Genomic DNA, 16,165 nt, shown 5'->3' with positions numbered 1-16,165 from the left:
ACCAGATGGCTTCCTCGGCCCAGAGCCCGAAAGTCGCCGGCCAGGCAACCAGGCACCCGGCGCTGGCAATGCTGCGTGGCGCTCTGGTGGCCGCACTCGTGGTCGGCGTCAACGCCGCCGCGGTGTCCACGGTCGCCGCCGGTCTCGCCGGGCTGTGGGGCGCGTTGCTGGGTCTGCTGATGGTGATCGTCTTCTCCGGCGCGGGGCTGTTCGCGCTGCACCTGTCCCGCCGGACGACTCCGACCGTGCAGCTGGCGGTCGCGATGGCGTCGTACACCGGCCGGATCGCGATCTTCGGCGGCCTGCTCGCCCTCGCGCTGAGCTCGGAAAGCCTTGCCGCGCACGTGAATCTGACCGTGCTCGGGATCAGCGCGCTGGTGGTCGTGATGGGCTGGATGGCCGGCGAGATCTGGGCCTGGTCGCGGCTGCGCGTGCCGATCTACGACCTGGACGGGGAGGTGACCGCATGAGCACCCTGGGTAGTGACGTGAGCGAGCGGGGCGAGTTCGCCGGCGAGCACCTCTGCGCTGTGGCGGAGGTAACGGGTGCCGATGTGACCACCTCTGTTCGGTACTGGTACCTTTCGGGTGCCAATGAGCGAGCACAAGGATCCGAAGCCATCACCCCCGAATTCGGGCGACGGCTGGCGGGTCCTGTCCTACTTGATCGGCGGTGTCGCGGTGTACGGCGGCATCGGGTTCGGGTTGGATCGCCTGCTCGGCACCCAGTTCCTGCTTCCGGTGGGCATCGTCCTCGGTGCCGGGCTCACCGTTGCGATGTTGCACTTCCGGTACGGGTCGCGGTCCTGATCCCTGCCGGGTCTGAGGTTGTTGACCGCCATGCCCTGAGCCGCCCTGCCCTTTGCTACAAGGCGTCCGACTTGAGCACGACGCGAGAGGAGACCCGGTGATTGCCGGCGTTTCGACCGAGTTCACTCCGCCCGGTCCCGAAAGCTTCGACCTTCCGCCGATCATCAACGGCGTGGACTGGTTCACCAAGCCCGTGCTGGTGGCCGCGCTGACCGTCGTCGTGATCGTCTGGTTCTTCTGGAGTGCGTCCCGCAAGGCCGAGGTCGTGCCGAGCAAGCTGCAGTTCGCCGGTGAGCTCGGCTACAACTTCGTCCGGAACTCGATCGCCCGCGACGCCATCGGCAGCCAGGAGTACATGAAGTACGTGCCGTACCTGTGCGGCCTGTTCTTCTTCATCCTGCTGAACAACGTGGCCGCGACGGTCCCGCTGGTCCAGTTCCCGACCTTCAGCCACGTCGGCTGGGCCTACGTCGCCGCCGTCATGAGCTGGGTGATCTACAACGCGGTCGGCATCAGGAAGCACGGCGTCTGGGGCTACTTCAAGCACCAGACCATGCCGGCCGGTGTGCCGGGCTGGCTGATGCCGCTGATGATCCCGATCGAGTTCATCTCGAACATCCTGGTCCGGCCGATCTCCCTGAGCCTGCGGTTGTTCGCGAACATGTTCGCCGGTCACATCCTGCTGCTGGTGTTCGTCCTCGGCGGCGAGTACATGGTCTTCGAGGCCGGCAGCATCGGGCTGGCCGGCGTCGGCATCCTGACCTTCCTGATGGGCTTCGCGATCGCCGGGCTGGAGCTGTTCGTCCAGGCCATCCAGGCCTACATCTTCGTCGTGCTGACCGCGCAGTACATCGGCAGCGCGATCGCCGAGGACCACTGATCCGCAGTACCGCAGTACCCCCTAGACCGTAGTAACGGAAACCCGGATAGCCCCTATCCGTACCGAAAGGAACAACCAGCAATGTTCGCTCTCGAGATTGCCGGCAACATCGCCGTCCTGGGTTACGGCCTCGCCGCGATCGGCCCGGGCGTCGGCGTGGGTCTGATCTTCGCCGCCGTGATCAACGGCACCGCGCGTCAGCCCGAGGCCCAGAGCAAGCTCCAGTCGATCGCCTGGATCGGCTTCGGCGTCACCGAGGTTCTGGCGATCATCGGTATCGCCCTGGCGTTCGTCTTCCGCGCCTCCTGAGCCATCTCCTCTGACTGACAGGACACAGACATGTTGACGAAAGTGCTCCCGCTGGCCGCGGAGGGTGAGGAAGTCAACCCTCTCCTGCCGCACACCGCCGAGATCATCTTCGGCTTCGTCTTCCTGGTCCTGCTGGCCATCGCATTCGCCAAGGTCGTCGTCCCGAAGTTCGAGAAGGCGTACGCCGATCGGACCGCGGCCATCGAAGGCGGGATGAACGAGGCCAAGCAGGCCCAGGCCGAGGCGAAGGCGGCACTGGAGAAGTACAACGCGCAGCTGGCGGAGGCCCGCCAGGAGGCTGCGAAGATCCGTGAGGACGCGCGTGAGCAGGGTGCGCAGATCATCGCGGAGATGCGTGAGCAGGCGAACGCCGAGGCCGAGCGCATCGTGACGCACGCACGGACCCAGATCGACGCCGAGCGGGCCCAGGCGGTCGCCTCGCTGCGCAGCGAGGTCGGCCACATGGCCACCACCCTGGCCGGCCGGATCGTCGGCGAGTCGCTCGAGGACGAGGCGCGCCAGCGTCGCACCGTCGAGCGGTTCCTGTCCGAGCTCGAGGCGTCGGAGTCCGCGCGTCAGGCCGTCGGAACGGACGGCTGATGCGCGGCAAGTCGCAGGAGTCACTCGCCCGGGCCGAGGAGGCCCTGGCGGGTGTCACCGCATCCGACGACCTGGGGACCGAGCTGTTCTCGGTCGCCAAGGTGCTGGACGGCAACGGCTCGCTCCGGCGGGCCCTGACCGACCCGGCCCGGCCGGCCGGCGCCAAGACCGGTCTGGTGCAGCAGTTGTTCGGCGGCAAGATCTCCGCCCAGGCGCTGGAGGTCCTGAACGCCGCCGTGTCCGGCCGCTGGGTCAGCGGCCGGGACCTCGGCAACGCGCTGGACCAGCTCAGCGTCGAGGCCGAGATGGCCGCCGCGGACAGCCGGCGCAAGCTGGACGACGTGGAGGACGAGCTGTTCCGGCTGGAGCGGGTGGTCGCGGTGGAGCGAGCGCTGAGCGAGAAGCTGAGCGACCGCAACATCCCGCTGGCGGCCCGGCAGGCACTGATCCGCGGCCTGCTGCAGAACAAGGCCGACGCCACCACAGTGCGACTGGCCGAGCGGGCGGTCGACGGGCGGGGCCGCGGCTTCGCCGCGTCGCTGCGCGCGTTCCAGGTCGCGGCCGCGGCCCGGCGCAACGCCAGCATCGCCACCGTACGGGTGGCCAACGACCTGTCCGAGGCCGACCGCAGCCGGCTGGCCGACGCCCTCGGCCGGCAGTACGGTCGGGAGATCCAGCTGAACGTGATCGTCGACCCGAACGTGGTCGGCGGCGTCCGGGTGGACATCGGCGACGAAGTGATCGACGGAACCATCGCGGCCAGGCTCGACGAAGCGCAACGGCGCATCGCCGGCTGACGGTCCTTAACGACAGAATCTTTGGTGCTAAGGGCCTGAATTGTCGAAAACGCCTTTAGAGCCACAACAGGCCAGCAAGGTCAAGGAAGCAGGAAACACAATGGCTGAGCTCACGATCAGGCCGGAGGAGATCCGGGACGCCCTGGATCAGTTCGTGAACGAGTACCAACCGGCCGAAACCAGCCGGGAAGAGGTCGGCACGGTCGTCGACGCCGGTGACGGTATCGCGCACGTCGAGGGTCTCCCCTCGGTGATGACCAACGAGCTGCTCGAGTTCGAGGACGGCACCCGCGGGATCGCGCTGAACCTCGACGTCCGCGACATCGGTGTCGTCGTACTCGGTGAGTTCGACGGGATCGAGGAGGGCCAGCAGGTCCGCCGGACCGGCGCGGTGCTGTCGGTACCGGTCGGCGAGGGCTACCTCGGCCGCGTGGTCGATCCGCTCGGCAAGCCGATCGACGGCCTCGGCGAGATCAAGGACCTGGAGGGTACCCGCGCGCTGGAGCTGCAGGCGGCCGGCGTGATGGACCGCCAGGAGGTTCGCGAGCCGCTGCAGACCGGTATCAAGGCGATCGACGGCATGATTCCGATCGGCCGCGGCCAGCGCGAGCTGATCATCGGCGACCGCAAGACCGGCAAGACCGCGATCGCGGTCGACACGATCATCAACCAGAAGGCCAACTGGGAGTCCGGCGACCCGCAGAAGCAGGTCCGCTGCATCTACGTCGCCATCGGCCAGAAGGGCTCGACGATCGCCGCGGTGCGCGGCGCGCTCGAGGAGGCCGGCGCGATGGAGTACACCACCATCGTCGCCTCCCCGGCGTCCGACCCGGCCGGCTTCAAGTACGTCGCGCCGTACACCGGCTCGGCCATCGGCCAGCACTGGATGTACCAGGGCAAGCACGTGCTGATCGTGTTCGACGACCTGACCAAGCAGGCCGAGGCGTACCGCGCGATGTCGCTGATGCTGCGCCGCCCGCCGGGCCGCGAGGCGTACCCGGGTGACGTCTTCTACCTGCACAGCCGCCTGCTGGAGCGCTGCGCGAAGCTGTCCGACGAGCTCGGCGGCGGGTCGATGACCGGGCTGCCGATGATCGAGACCAAGGCGAACGACGTGTCGGCGTTCATCCCGACCAACGTCATCTCGATCACCGACGGCCAGATCTTCCTGCAGTCCGACCTGTTCAACGCCAACATCCGGCCGGCCATCGACGTCGGTATCTCGGTGTCCCGGGTCGGCACGGCCGCCCAGATCAAGGGCATGAAGAAGGTCGCCGGCTCGCTGAAGCTCGACCTGGCCCAGTTCCGTGCGATGGAGGCGTTCGCGATGTTCGCGTCCGACCTCGACGCCACGTCCCGCCGCCAGCTCGACCGCGGTCAGCGGCTGGTCCAGCTGCTCCGGCAGCCGCAGTACTCGCCGTACCCGGTGGAGGAGCAGATCGTCTCCATCTGGTCCGGTACGACGGGCAAGTTCGACGATGTCCCCGTCGACGACGTACTGCGCTTCGAGCGGGACTTCCTGGACTACCTGCGCCGGGAGAGCAAGGTGCTCGACAGCATCCGCGAGACCGGCCTCTTCGACGACGACTCGGCCCAGGCGGTGACCGAGGCCCTGGAGGCGTTCAAGCCGACCTTCCAGACCTCGGAGGGCACGCTGCTCGGCACCGAGGCCGAAGCCGAGGCGATGGACGAGGGCGACGTCGAGCAGGAGCAGATCGTCCGGCAGAAGCGGGGCTGATCGACCATGCCAGCCAGTCTGCGGGAGCTTCGTGAGCGTAAGGCCTCGGTCTCCACGATCAAGAAGCTCACCCGTGCGATGGAGCTCATCGCGGCGTCCCGGATCGTCAAGGCGCAGCAACGCGCCCAGGCCGCCGGTCCGTACGCGCGTGAGCTCACCCGTGCGGTGTCGGCGGTGGCGACGTTCTCGAACGTCGACCACCCGCTGACCACCGAGAAGGCGAATCCGCGCCGGGCCGCGGTCCTGCTGATCACCTCCGACCGTGGCCAGGCCGGGGCCTACTCGGCCAACGTGATCCGCGAGGGCGAGCGGCTGAACCAGCTCTTGCGTGAGGACGCGAAAGAGGTCGTGCCGTACCTCAGCGGCCGGAAGGGAATCGCGTTCTACACCTTCCGGCAGCGCGAGCTCGCGAAGTCCTGGAGCGGTGACTCCGACGCCCCGTCGTTCGCCCGCGCCCGGGAGATCGCCGACGAGTTGATCGGGGCCTTCCTGACGCCGACCGACGAGGGCGGTGTGGACGAGATCCACATCGTCTTCACCCGCTTCGTGTCGATGCTGACCCAGCGCCCGGACGTGATCCGGTTGCTGCCGCTGGAGGTCGTCGAGGGCGCGGAGGCGCCGGCAGCCGACGACGTACTGCCGTTGTACGAGTTCGAGCCGTCCGCCGAGGACGTCCTGGACGCGCTGCTGCCCAAGTACGTCGCCAGCCGGATCCACTACTGCATGCTGCAGGCCGCGGCCTCCGAGCTGGCCAACCGGCAGCGGGCGATGAAGTCGGCGACGGACAACGCGCAGGACCTGATCGAGAAGCTGACGCGGGACCTGAACCAGGCCCGCCAGGCGCAAATTACCCAGGAAATCAGCGAGATCGTCGGTGGTGCCAGTGCGCTGGCCGACGCATCCGCCGGGAGCGAGTGAGAGAGATGACTGCCACGGTTACCGAGAAGAACAACGAGGCCGGCGCCGCGGGCGTCGGTCGCGTCGCCCGGGTGATCGGCCCGGTCGTCGACGTCGAGTTCGCGGCCGATGCGATGCCCGAGATCTACAACGCGCTCGAGGTCGACCTGACCCTCGGCGAGACCACCCAGACCATCACCCTCGAGGTGGCCCTGCACGTCGGCGACAACATCGTCCGGGCGATCTCGATGAAGCCGACCGACGGCCTGGTCCGCGGCGCCGAGGTGCGCGACACCGGCGCGGCGATCTCCGTGCCCGTCGGCGACGTCACCAAGGGCCGGGTCTGGAACGTGACCGGCAAGTGCCTGAACCAGGACGAGTCCGAGTTCGAGATCACCGAGCGCTGGCCGATCCACCGCAAGGCGCCGGCGTTCGACCAGCTCGAGTCGAAGACCGAGATGCTGGAGACCGGCATCAAGGTGCTCGACCTGCTGACGCCGTACGTGCAGGGCGGCAAGATCGGCCTGTTCGGCGGTGCGGGTGTCGGCAAGACCGTCATGATCCAGGAGATGATCTACCGGATCGCCCACAACTTCGGTGGTACGTCGGTGTTCGCCGGCGTGGGCGAGCGGACCCGTGAGGGCAACGACCTCATCAACGAGATGGAAGAGGCCGGCGTCTTCAAGGACACCGCGCTGGTGTTCGGCCAGATGGACGAGCCGCCGGGCACGCGCCTGCGGGTCGCGCTGTCGGCGCTGACGATGGCGGAGTACTTCCGTGACGTGAAGCAGCAGGACGTGCTGCTGTTCATCGACAACATCTTCCGGTTCACCCAGGCCGGTTCCGAGGTCTCCACCCTGCTCGGCCGGATGCCGAGCGCGGTCGGATACCAGCCGAACCTGGCCGACGAGATGGGCGTGCTGCAGGAGCGGATCACGTCGACCCGGGGTCACTCGATCACCTCGATGCAGGCGATCTACGTGCCCGCGGACGACTACACCGACCCGGCGCCGGCGACCACCTTCGCCCACCTCGACGCGACCACCGAGCTCTCCCGCGACATCGCGTCGCGTGGTCTGTACCCGGCCGTCGACCCGCTGACCTCCACGTCGCGGATCCTCGACCCGCAGTACATCGGCCAGGAGCACTACGACGTGGCCGTCCGGGTGAAGCAGATCCTGCAGAAGAACAAGGAACTGCAGGACATCATCGCCATCCTGGGTGTCGACGAGCTCTCCGAGGAGGACAAGATCACCGTCGCGCGGGCGCGCCGGATCGAGCAGTTCCTCTCCCAGAACACCTACATGGCGGAGAAGTTCACCAACATCCCGGGCTCGACCGTGCCGCTGAAGGACACCATCGAGTCCTTCAAGAAGATCACCGAAGGCGAGTGCGACCACATCGCCGAGCAGGCGTTCTTCAACGTCGGTTCGCTCGAGGACGTCGAGCGCAAGTGGGCCGAGCTGCAAAAGGAACAGTGACTGACATGTCTGTTTCTGATACAGCTTCTGCCAAGCACCTCGAGGTCGCGCTGGTCGCGGCCGAGCGGACGGTGTGGCAGGGCCAGGCCAAGATCGTCATCGCCCGGACGACGGACGGTGACGTCGGTATCCTGCCCGGCCACGCGCCGCTGCTGGGCCTGCTGCAGGGTGGCACCGTCCAGGTGCGGACCGTCGACGACGAGTACTTCGTCGCGGCCGCGCCGGACGGCTTCATCTCGGTGGCAGGAGACCGGGTCTCGATCCTGGCCGAGAACGCCGAGATGGGGCACGACATCGACCTCGAGGAGGCCCGTCGTGACCTCGAGCGAGCCCAGGCGACCGGGATCGACACCGACGCCGGCGAGGAGGAGCTCCGGCTCGCCGAAGCACGGGTGAGGGCCGCCGAGAAGGCCGGCTGACCCGACCTGCCATAATTGAATATTGTCACAGACAGTACGGTTCTCCGGGGTGCCCGCGGCAACACCGGAACATGGGCACCGGAAATGGGGTCGCAAGGTATGCGGATAGTCCTCGATGTCGTCGGGGTCTGTCTGCTTGCCGCCGTACTGCTGGTGATCGCTTTCGCGTGCCGTCGTCGCTGGTTGTCCAGGGACGGCGGCACGTTCGATTGCAGCCTGCAGCTCGCCCAGAAGGACCATGGCCGCGGCTGGGCCCTCGGCCTGGCCCGGTACGTCGGCGACGACCTGCAGTGGTTTCGGGTCTTCAGCCTGGCCTGGTGGCCGAAGCTGGTCGTCAACCGCCGCCAGCTGCAGAGCGTCACCAGCCGCCGCCCGATGGGCAACGAGCCCCTCGTCACGTACGCCGGCCACGTCATCGTCGACGTCGACCTGCGCGACCGCACCGTCCACTTCGCGATGACCGAGGAAGCCCTCACCGGCGTCCTCGCCTGGATGGAGTCAGCCCCACCCAGCAGCCAGACCTACCACTGAGGCAGGTCCGGCTGCTCGTCGGGTGGGTTACCGCACGGCGCCGTAGATGTTCTGGTCCAGGCCTCCTGCGTTCGGGCAGGTGTCCGGGCCGAAGGTGCCGTCCGGGTTGGCGGCTCGGCACTGGAGGACGTCGAAGCCGTCGGTGCCGTCCGGTGCGTAGCGTGGATCGGTGCCGGAGACAACGTCCCGGTGGTCCGTCCAGGTCATGAACGCGGTGGTCCCCGAGGCGGCGATGTAGTTGTAGTCGCCGAAGAACGGGACGTCGCGATCACCGAACTGCTCGTACTGCGGCATCGTCCGTACCGTGCTCACCTCGGAGCTCGTCCACGTCGCGCCACCGTCGGCCGACAGGGCGTAGAAGGCCGCAAGTCCCGCATCCGCGGACACCGCGCCCGGTGGGTTCGCCGCCACCGCACGGTTGCCGACCGGGACGCTGCGGAAGTCACGCCCGTCCGGACCGGAGGCGGCATCGAACCGGCTGTCCTGCCAGACGGCGTGCAGCCGGCCGGACTCCGCCACGATGTCGGGGAAGTACTGGTGTCCGCGTACCTGTACGTCGATCCGGGCCGGCGTGGACCAGGACGCCCCGCCCGTCGTCGTACGCAGGAAGTAGACCGACGCCTGGCTGCCGACGCCGGCGCTGATCGTGCCGTACGTCGTACCCGTCGACGTCTGCGATCCCGGGACGCTGCCGTCGTACACCACGAAGACCTCGTCGGGATCACCCGCCGCCGTCGGGTCCGCCGTGATGCGGACCTGCGAGTTGACCCGGTGGAACACGTACCCGGACTGACAGGCGAGCGGTCCGTCGCCGCAGTCCCGGGCGAACGCCCGCGGCTCCGGGCTCGCGCAGGCCCCCGGTGTCCCGTCGCCGCGCAGACAGGCGTCGTACTTCGCCTGGCCGTAGGCGGGCGCGGAGACGGTCTGGTCGCCCGGGTCCCAGCCGAGGAACGGGGTGGCCACGGCCGGCTTGGTGAACGACTTGCCACCGTTGGTCGACTTGACCCACGCGACCGCGTTGCCCTGCAACTGACCGCGATCCGGGTTGAACTCGAACTGCCGCCACGCGACGTAGACGTCACCGTTGCGGGTGACCGCGATGTCGCAGAACTGGCTGCCGTGCACCGACTCGGAGATCTTCTGGCTGCGGAAGGTCTGACCGCCGTCACTCGACCGGGCCAGGAACACCCCGTTGTTCGGGCCACTGGCGGTGAACCGGGCCCAGCACACGTAGACGTTGCCTTCATGCGGGCTGTCGGCGCCGCGGTCCACCTCGAGCTGGATCTTGTCGTGGAACAGGCCGAGGAAGATCGGGCTCGGCGTCCCGCGTTCGACCAGCGTCGTGAACTCGTACGACGGCGTCGGGCCACCCGTCCAGTCGTACCGCGCGACCCAGATCGAGCCGAGTGCCGGTCGAGTCCGGTTGAAGGCGATACCCGCGTAGTACAGGTGCGCGTCGTTGTCCCAGGCTTGTACCGGGTCTCCGGCGTTGGTGAGCCCGATCCGCTGCAGTGGCGACGCCGTACCGGCCGCTGAGGTGTCGCCCGGGTAGCCGGGCAGCAGGCTGTTGGTCCAGGACGTACCGCCGTTGCCCGAGTAGTAGAAGCCCGCCCAGGTGCCGCCGGCGGTCGGGACTGGGCAGTAGTCGTTGGACCCGGACGACATCAGTTGCGGGTTGTGCGGGGCCACGCTCGCGGCGGGCTCGTTCTGCTGCCTGTTGTTGGTCGAGCAGGCGGCCAGTACCGGATCGGTACCGCCGTCGTACCGTACGTACGCCTGATCGCTCACGCCCACGTCTCCGGGCGCCGCGCCGGCAGGTGCCGACACGAGCGAAGCCACCACGCCGGTGCAGACCACACCGGCCACCACGAAACGCTTCACTGCCTCACCCCCTGTGAGAATTGACCCCCTCTCACAGGAGACGTCCGGCCCCGCGGCCTGTCAACCCAGGGTGAAGCGGAAGCGGTGTGCCTGTGGCTGCAAGTCGTACGGCGGCAGGATCGGGGCGCCGCTGGTCGGACTGCCGAGGCCGTGCTGGAGGGCGTCGAGGGTCACCCACACGCGGTCACCGGGAACCAAGTCGTGCAGATGGCCGGCGGTCGCGAGTTCAGCGGTCGTCCAGCGGCGGACGGTCATCGCCAGGTGAGGATCGCCGGACAGTCTGAGGTTGCCCGCGGTACCCGACAGCTCCGCCCAGCGGACGTCGCCTCGGGCACCGTTCTCCTGCGGACAGAGGTACGGGACCTGGAGATCATCGACGGTCGAGGTGTAGCGGCCGACGCGAGCGGCCGCCCGTGAGTCCGGGTAGGCCTGGCCCGGGCCCAGCCCGAACCACGTGACGTCCCGGAAACCCGCAGGCAGGCCGAGCGTCATGCCGACCCGTGCCCACGGCACCGTCCACTCACCGACCGGCTCCACGTGCACGTTCGCCGTGAGTCGCCTCCCGTCCGAGGTCCACCTGCACGTCGTCAGGACGCGAGCGTCGGTCGCGGCGGTGCCGACCATCGTCACCACCACCACCTCATCACCTTCGGCCTCGACGGAGACGGTCCGGTAGCGAAGACGGTGCAGTCCGGCGTTGGCCCAGCGGGTCTTCCGGTCGAGCGTGGTCGCGTCCCAGGTGCGCGCATCATGTTGAGTTGGCGCCCGCCACAGTTCCAACGGAACGTGTTCGACAGACCAGTCCTGAAGCTTGGTGAGCCGCCCGGTCCGAGCGCAGAACTCCCCAGGCCCCAGCCGAAGCCCGCGGCCGTGCGGCCGTTCCGGCCGCACGGCGGCGGGTAGGTGAGAAGTAGGAGAGGCGGACGGTGTGAGCTGGGTTTGGGTGAAGGCAACCTCGTGGCCCGCAGAGGCCCAGGCTGTGTCCTCGGCCAGCACGGCTCGGACGGTCAGCCAGCGCTCGCGGTTCTGCGCCGGGACCGACGGCAGCTCCACGCTCGCCTCACCACCGGCCGCGATCACCGGCATCTCCAGTGATCCGCGCGCGACCGGCTGACCCTCGTCCGCGAGCTCCCACTGCAGACTCAGGTGCGACGTGTCGCGTACGTCGTACCTGTTCGTGATCCGCAGTACGCCGGGCTCCACCGTCAACTGCACCGGTTCGAACGCTTTGCGGACTTCCAGCAGGACTGGCTGGGGGGTCAGGTCGGGAAAGACGAGGCCGTCCAGGACGTAGGTGCCGTCGTGCAGTTCCTCGCCGAAGTCGCCGCCGTAGGCGTAGGTGCCGTCGGGGCGGAGGATGCCGTGTTCCATCCACTCCCAGAGGAAGCCGCCCTGGCAACGTTCGTAGCGGTCGAAGAGCTCCTCGTACTCCGGCAGCCCGCCGGGACCGTTGCCGCCGGCATGCGAGTACTCGCAGAGGACGAACGGCATCGCCCGCCGGCGCGCGTCCAGCCGGGGATCCTCGAGCGGCTTCTCGGCCCGCTTGCCGATCGCCTCGACCTCGGCGTGCGAGGCGTACATCCGGCTGTACACGTCGACGTCCGCGCAGGTGAGGTCACCTTCGTAGTGCACCGGCCGGGACGGATCGCGCTCCCGCGTCCAGGCTGCCATCGCCGACAGGTTCCGCCCGGCGCCGGCCTCGTTCCCGAGCGACCACATGATCACCGACGGGTGGTTCTTGTCCCGCTCCACCAGCCGCCGCATCCGGTCGAGCGACGCGTCGGCGAACCGCGGATCGTCGGCCGGGTTCCCGCGCCAGTCCAGCAGGAAGAAGCCGTGCGTCTCGTAGTCGCACTCGTCCATCACCCAGAACCCGAGCTCGTCGCAGAGCGCGAGCAGCCGCGAGTCCGGCGGGTAGTGGCTGGTCCGGATCGCGTTGATGTTGTGCTGCTTCATCACCAGCAGCTCCTGCCGCAGCCGGTGCTCGAGTACGACGCGACCGAGCACGGGATCGTGCTCGTGCCGGTTCACCCCGTGGAACAGCACCCGCCGCCCGTTGACCGTCAGTACGCCGTCCACGATCGCGACCGTGCGGAAGCCGATCCGCAGCGAGACGGTCTCGTCCGGCGTCTCGACGACCGCTTCGTACAACCGTGGTACCTCCGCCGACCACGGCTCGACCGCCGGGATCGTCACCGTCTCGCCGGCCTCCGCCACGACGTCCAGCGACGGCACCCGCACCACGGCACCCGGCAAGGTCTCGACCAGCAGCGTCCCGCCGCCGGTCCGATGGTCGTAGTCGGCGTGCACGAACACGTCCGTCATCGACCGGCGCGCGCGCAGCGTGACATCGCGGAAGATTCCCGGCAGCCACCACATGTCCTGGTCCTCGAGGTAGCTCCCCGACGACCACTGGTGCACCCGCACCGCGAGCACGTTCCGGCCCTGCCGCAGTACGGCGCTGACGTCGAACTCACTCGGCAGCCGGCTCCCGCGGGTCACCCCCAGCTCCACACCGTTCAGCCAGATCCGTGCACACGAGTCGATGCCGTCGAAGCGGAGGACCGAAGGCCCGTCCCAGGGTGCGTCGAACACCAGCCGGTAGTCCCCGGTCGGGTTCTCATCCGGCACGTACGGCGGATCCACCGGCAACGGGTACGGCTGGTTCGTGTAGATCGGCCGCCCGTACCCGTGCATCGGCCAGCTCGACGGCACCGGGATCGACGCCCACTCCGAGTCGTCGAAGTCCTCCCGCTCGAACCCGTCCGCGGCCCCGGCGACCGATTCCGCGTAGTGGAATCGCCAGCTCCCGTTGAGGCTGACCGAGGGGACGTCGGAGCGGACGGCGGCCCGTGGCGGCAGCACGCCGTACCCGGGTCCGGGGTCTTCGTAGTACGTCAAGAGTTCTCTCCGATGCGGTTAGCATGCTGGGCATGACGACGGCGAGTGCTGGACCGGGGCCGCGGCCGGGTGTCCGGCGGCAGCCGTCGGCGGATCACCTGCGGCTGCTCACCAAGGTCGCGAAGCTCTACCACGAGCAGGGCGTCCGCCAGCCGCAGATCGCCGCGCAGCTGCACATCTCGCAGCCGCGGGTGTCCCGGCTGCTCAAGCAGGCGGTGGTGGCCGGCATCGTCCGGACCGTGGTCATCCCGCCGAGCGGTGTGCACACCGAGCTGGAAGGCGCGGTCGAGCAGCGGTACGGGCTGCGCGAGGTGATCGTGGTCGACGCCAGCGGCGAGGACGACGCACACATCATCCCGGCCCTGGGCGCGGCCGCCGCGGTGTACCTGGAGACCACGCTGACCGGCGGCGACCGGATCGGGATCTCGTCCTGGAGCTCCACCCTGCTGGCGACCGTCGAGTCGATGACACCGCGGCCGACGCAGGTCGCCGAGGAGGTCGTGCAGGTGCTCGGCGGCGTCGGCAACCCGGCCGCGCAGGCCCGGGCCGCGCGCTTGATCGGCCGGCTCGCGGACCTCACCGGCGCCCAGCCCGTCCTGCTGCCGGTGCCCGGTCTGGTCGGCAGCGTGAACGCGAAGCGGACACTGGTGAGGGATCCGGTGGTCAGCGAGGTGATGGACGCGTGGTCCAGGCTCACGCTGCTGCTGGTCGGCATCGGCAGTCTGGAGCCGTCGCCGCTGCTCCGGGAGAGCGGCAACGCGATGACCGCCGAGGACCAGAAGGTGCTGCGCGACCAGGGTGCCGTCGGGGACATCTGCCTGCGGTTCTTCGACGGAAACGGCAAACCGGTGCGGTCCGAGATCGACCAGCGAGTGCTGGGTCTGTCCGCCGCACAGGTGCGCAGCGACGACCTGCGCAGCGTCGGTGTCGCCGGCGGAATGCGCAAGTACGCCGCCATCCGGGCGGCTCTCCTCGGCCGCTGGGTCGACGTACTGATCACCGACCGGACGGTCGCCGAACGGCTCGCCGGCGACTGAGTCAGCGGGCATCGATCCACACAGTCATCGGCCCGACCTCGCGGTTCGCCCATGCATAGTAGGGGATCGCGGTCAGCATCCGGCCGTCCCGCGCCGGCACCTCGACCGTCGTCACCCCACCCAGCAAGTCAGGGCGCTCCACCTCGACCAGGTCGCCGGCCGAGACAGCAGCCGCATCCAGTACGAGGTCCTGGTCTACCTGCTCGAAGCAGTACACCAACGGCCCGCACTCGATCGCCACACAGCCGCGCACCGAGTCGATCCGGTCGTCCGGCACCGTACGGCGTGCACCCACCGGCAGGTCGAGCACGACCTCGTCGCCGACCGTCCAGGTCCGTCGAAGCTCGAGCATCCGCCCGGCCGGCCCGGTCGGCTGCGCGATCCCGTTGACCGAGGCCGTGCAGCCCGCGGCCCACGCGGGCAGCCGCAGCGCCAACGTCCACGGTTGCGCCGGCGACCCGGTGACCGTCACCGTCACCCGCCCGTGCCACGGATACCGCGTCGCCACCTCGAGGCCGACCGAGCCGGCCGCCAGTTCCGCGGCCACCGTGGCCGGCGCATACAGGTGCACCTGCACACCGTCGTCGTCCGAGGTCGCGATCAGCTGGTCGAGGGACGACAGCGTGCGCATCACGTTCGGCGGGCAGCACGCCGTCCCGAACCACGGTTGCCGGCCCGCCACCGCGGACCGCTGGTCGTCGGCGAACGCGTTGTTGCGGACCTTCAGCGTGTTCACGTAGAAGAACTCGCGACCGGTCAGCGAGACACCGGAGATCACCGCGTTGTACAGCGTCCGCTCGATCAGATCGGCGTACTGGCTCTCGCCGGTCGCGAGGAGCAGTCGCCAGCTCCACTGCACGCTCGCGATCGCCGCGCAGGTCTCGCAGTACGCCGCGTCCGGCGGCAGCTCGAACGGGTCGCCGAACGCCTCGCCGTACCAGCGTGATCCGACTCCGCCGGTGAGATAGGTCTGGCTCTCGACCATCGTCTGCCAACTCGACCGCAGGGCGTCCAGCAGCTCCTGGTCTCCGGTCTCGACCGCGACGTCGGTGGCGCCCGCGGCGAGGTACAGGGCCCGCACCGCATGACCGGTCAGCGTGCGGACGTCCCGCACCGGCAGGTGGTCCTGGAAGTACGCCGGCCCGTGATGACCCGGCGGTTCCAGCAGCCCGTGCCCGCGCGCCTCCACGAAGTACGACGCCAGCTCGAGGTACGCCGACGTCCCCGTCTCCCGGTACAGCTCGACCAGCGCCATCTCGATCAGCGGATGACCGTCGACGCCCTCGGTCCGGCCGGGGCCGAAGGTCTTGCAGAGCAGGTCGGCGAACCGGGTCGCGACCGCCAGCAGCGTGTGGTCCCCGGTCGCGCGCGACTGCGCGACCGCGGCCTGCAGGAGATGGCCGGCGCAGTACAGCTCGTGGCCCTTCTCCAGGTCGCCGAACCGCTGCCCGCCGAGCACCAGCCGGACGTAGCTGTTGAGGTAGCCGTCCGGCTCCTGGGCGGCTTCCACCAACGCGTTGGTGGTCTTCTGCCACTCGGCGAGCTCGGCCGACGCCGACCGGGCCTGCTCCCAGGCGACGGCCTCGAGCCACTTGTAGACGTCGGTGTCGGCGAACAGCTTCCCGGCGAACCCGTCGCCGGCCGGCTCATGGCCGGCCGCGCGCCGCAGGTTCCGCAAGGTGCCGGCCTCCTCCAGCCGGCGCGCCGCTGCCGGGATGGTCGAGGTCCGGTTCGTCTCCCGGCGGTCGTGCCAGAAGCCGCCGGTGATGGTCGCTGCGCCGAGCCGCAGTGGGCGCCGGGCCGCGATCTGTCGCTGTGCTCGAAGGGGCATGGGTGAAGGTAACCATTGCCCGCGAGCACCCGGCAAGAGTTGAGTGCAAACGAT

At 69.0% G+C, this 16,165-nt stretch carries 15 protein-coding genes; 12 read left to right on the top strand and 3 right to left on the bottom strand.

Going from position 1 to position 16,165, the window contains the following annotated elements:
- Nucleotides 1-5: 5 nt before the first annotated feature.
- The 11 genes from E1218_RS12110 (at nt 6) to E1218_RS12060 (ending at nt 8,461) form a co-directional block, all read left to right on the top strand.
- The gene (locus E1218_RS12110) at nt 6-470 is read left to right on the top strand and encodes a hypothetical protein (RefSeq protein ID WP_132319369.1); all 465 of its coding nucleotides are present in this window, start codon (nt 6-8) and stop codon (nt 468-470) included.
- A 123-nt stretch (nt 471-593) separates the two neighbouring features.
- Nucleotides 594-809, top strand: coding sequence for an AtpZ/AtpI family protein (locus E1218_RS12105; protein ID WP_132319367.1), 216 nt, complete (start codon nt 594-596; stop codon nt 807-809).
- 97 nt (nt 810-906) lie between these two features.
- A complete protein-coding gene (gene atpB, locus E1218_RS12100; protein WP_132319365.1) occupies nt 907-1,689 on the top strand; it encodes a F0F1 ATP synthase subunit A in 783 nt (260 codons plus the stop codon).
- Between the two features lie 81 nt (nt 1,690-1,770).
- Nucleotides 1,771-1,998: an ATP synthase F0 subunit C gene (atpE, locus tag E1218_RS12095; RefSeq protein WP_132319363.1), complete on the top strand. Its 228-nt coding sequence runs from the start codon at nt 1,771-1,773 to the stop codon at nt 1,996-1,998.
- Nucleotides 1,999-2,028: 30 nt separating this feature from the next.
- Nucleotides 2,029-2,598, top strand: a complete 570-nt coding sequence (locus E1218_RS12090) for a F0F1 ATP synthase subunit B (RefSeq protein WP_132319361.1) — start codon at nt 2,029-2,031, stop codon at nt 2,596-2,598.
- The gene (locus tag E1218_RS12085) at nt 2,598-3,395 is read left to right on the top strand and encodes a F0F1 ATP synthase subunit delta (RefSeq protein ID WP_132319359.1); all 798 of its coding nucleotides are present in this window, start codon (nt 2,598-2,600) and stop codon (nt 3,393-3,395) included. Before E1218_RS12090 ends, E1218_RS12085 begins: the two co-directional genes overlap by 1 nt.
- A 100-nt stretch (nt 3,396-3,495) precedes the next feature.
- The gene (gene atpA / locus E1218_RS12080) at nt 3,496-5,133 is read left to right on the top strand and encodes a F0F1 ATP synthase subunit alpha (RefSeq protein WP_132319357.1); all 1,638 of its coding nucleotides are present in this window, start codon (nt 3,496-3,498) and stop codon (nt 5,131-5,133) included.
- Nucleotides 5,134-5,139: 6 nt separating this feature from the next.
- Nucleotides 5,140-6,051, top strand: a complete 912-nt coding sequence (locus tag E1218_RS12075; protein WP_132319355.1) for a F0F1 ATP synthase subunit gamma — start codon at nt 5,140-5,142, stop codon at nt 6,049-6,051.
- 5 nt (nt 6,052-6,056) lie between these two features.
- On the top strand, nt 6,057-7,511 hold the full coding sequence (gene atpD, locus E1218_RS12070) for a F0F1 ATP synthase subunit beta (RefSeq protein WP_132319353.1): 1,455 nt from the start codon (nt 6,057-6,059) through the stop codon (nt 7,509-7,511).
- A gap of 5 nt (nt 7,512-7,516) precedes the next feature.
- The gene (locus E1218_RS12065; RefSeq protein WP_132319351.1) at nt 7,517-7,930 is read left to right on the top strand and encodes a F0F1 ATP synthase subunit epsilon; all 414 of its coding nucleotides are present in this window, start codon (nt 7,517-7,519) and stop codon (nt 7,928-7,930) included.
- 99 nt (nt 7,931-8,029) lie between these two features.
- Nucleotides 8,030-8,461 carry a DUF2550 domain-containing protein gene (locus tag E1218_RS12060; protein WP_132319349.1) on the top strand — a complete coding sequence of 144 codons (432 nt, stop codon included), beginning with the start codon at nt 8,030-8,032 and terminating at the stop codon, nt 8,459-8,461.
- Between the two features lie 27 nt (nt 8,462-8,488).
- On the opposite strand, the gene E1218_RS36010 is transcribed toward E1218_RS12060, so the two are convergent.
- Entirely contained in the window at nt 8,489-10,342 is a 1,854-nt protein-coding gene (locus tag E1218_RS36010) for a sialidase family protein (protein WP_165949238.1), read from the bottom strand.
- Between the two features lie 60 nt (nt 10,343-10,402).
- Complete coding sequence (locus tag E1218_RS12050; protein WP_132319347.1) at nt 10,403-13,243, bottom strand: glycoside hydrolase family 2 TIM barrel-domain containing protein; 2,841 nt, start codon at nt 13,241-13,243, stop codon at nt 10,403-10,405.
- Nucleotides 13,244-13,275: 32 nt separating this feature from the next.
- Between E1218_RS12050 and E1218_RS12045 the strand changes: the two genes are divergently transcribed.
- A complete protein-coding gene (locus tag E1218_RS12045; RefSeq protein ID WP_132319345.1) occupies nt 13,276-14,280 on the top strand; it encodes a sugar-binding transcriptional regulator in 1,005 nt (334 codons plus the stop codon).
- A gap of 1 nt (nt 14,281) precedes the next feature.
- Here the strand turns inward: E1218_RS12045 and E1218_RS12040 are convergent, their stop codons facing one another.
- Nucleotides 14,282-16,111, bottom strand: coding sequence for a glycoside hydrolase family 127 protein (locus E1218_RS12040; protein WP_132319343.1), 1,830 nt, complete (start codon nt 16,109-16,111; stop codon nt 14,282-14,284).
- Nucleotides 16,112-16,165: the final 54 nt, after the last annotated feature.

Source organism: Kribbella turkmenica, from assembly GCF_004348725.1.
In the GTDB taxonomy this organism is placed as follows: domain Bacteria; phylum Actinomycetota; class Actinomycetes; order Propionibacteriales; family Kribbellaceae; genus Kribbella; species Kribbella turkmenica.
The sequence above is the reverse complement of the archived record's forward strand: the minus strand, read 5'-3'. Positions and strand labels throughout refer to the sequence as shown.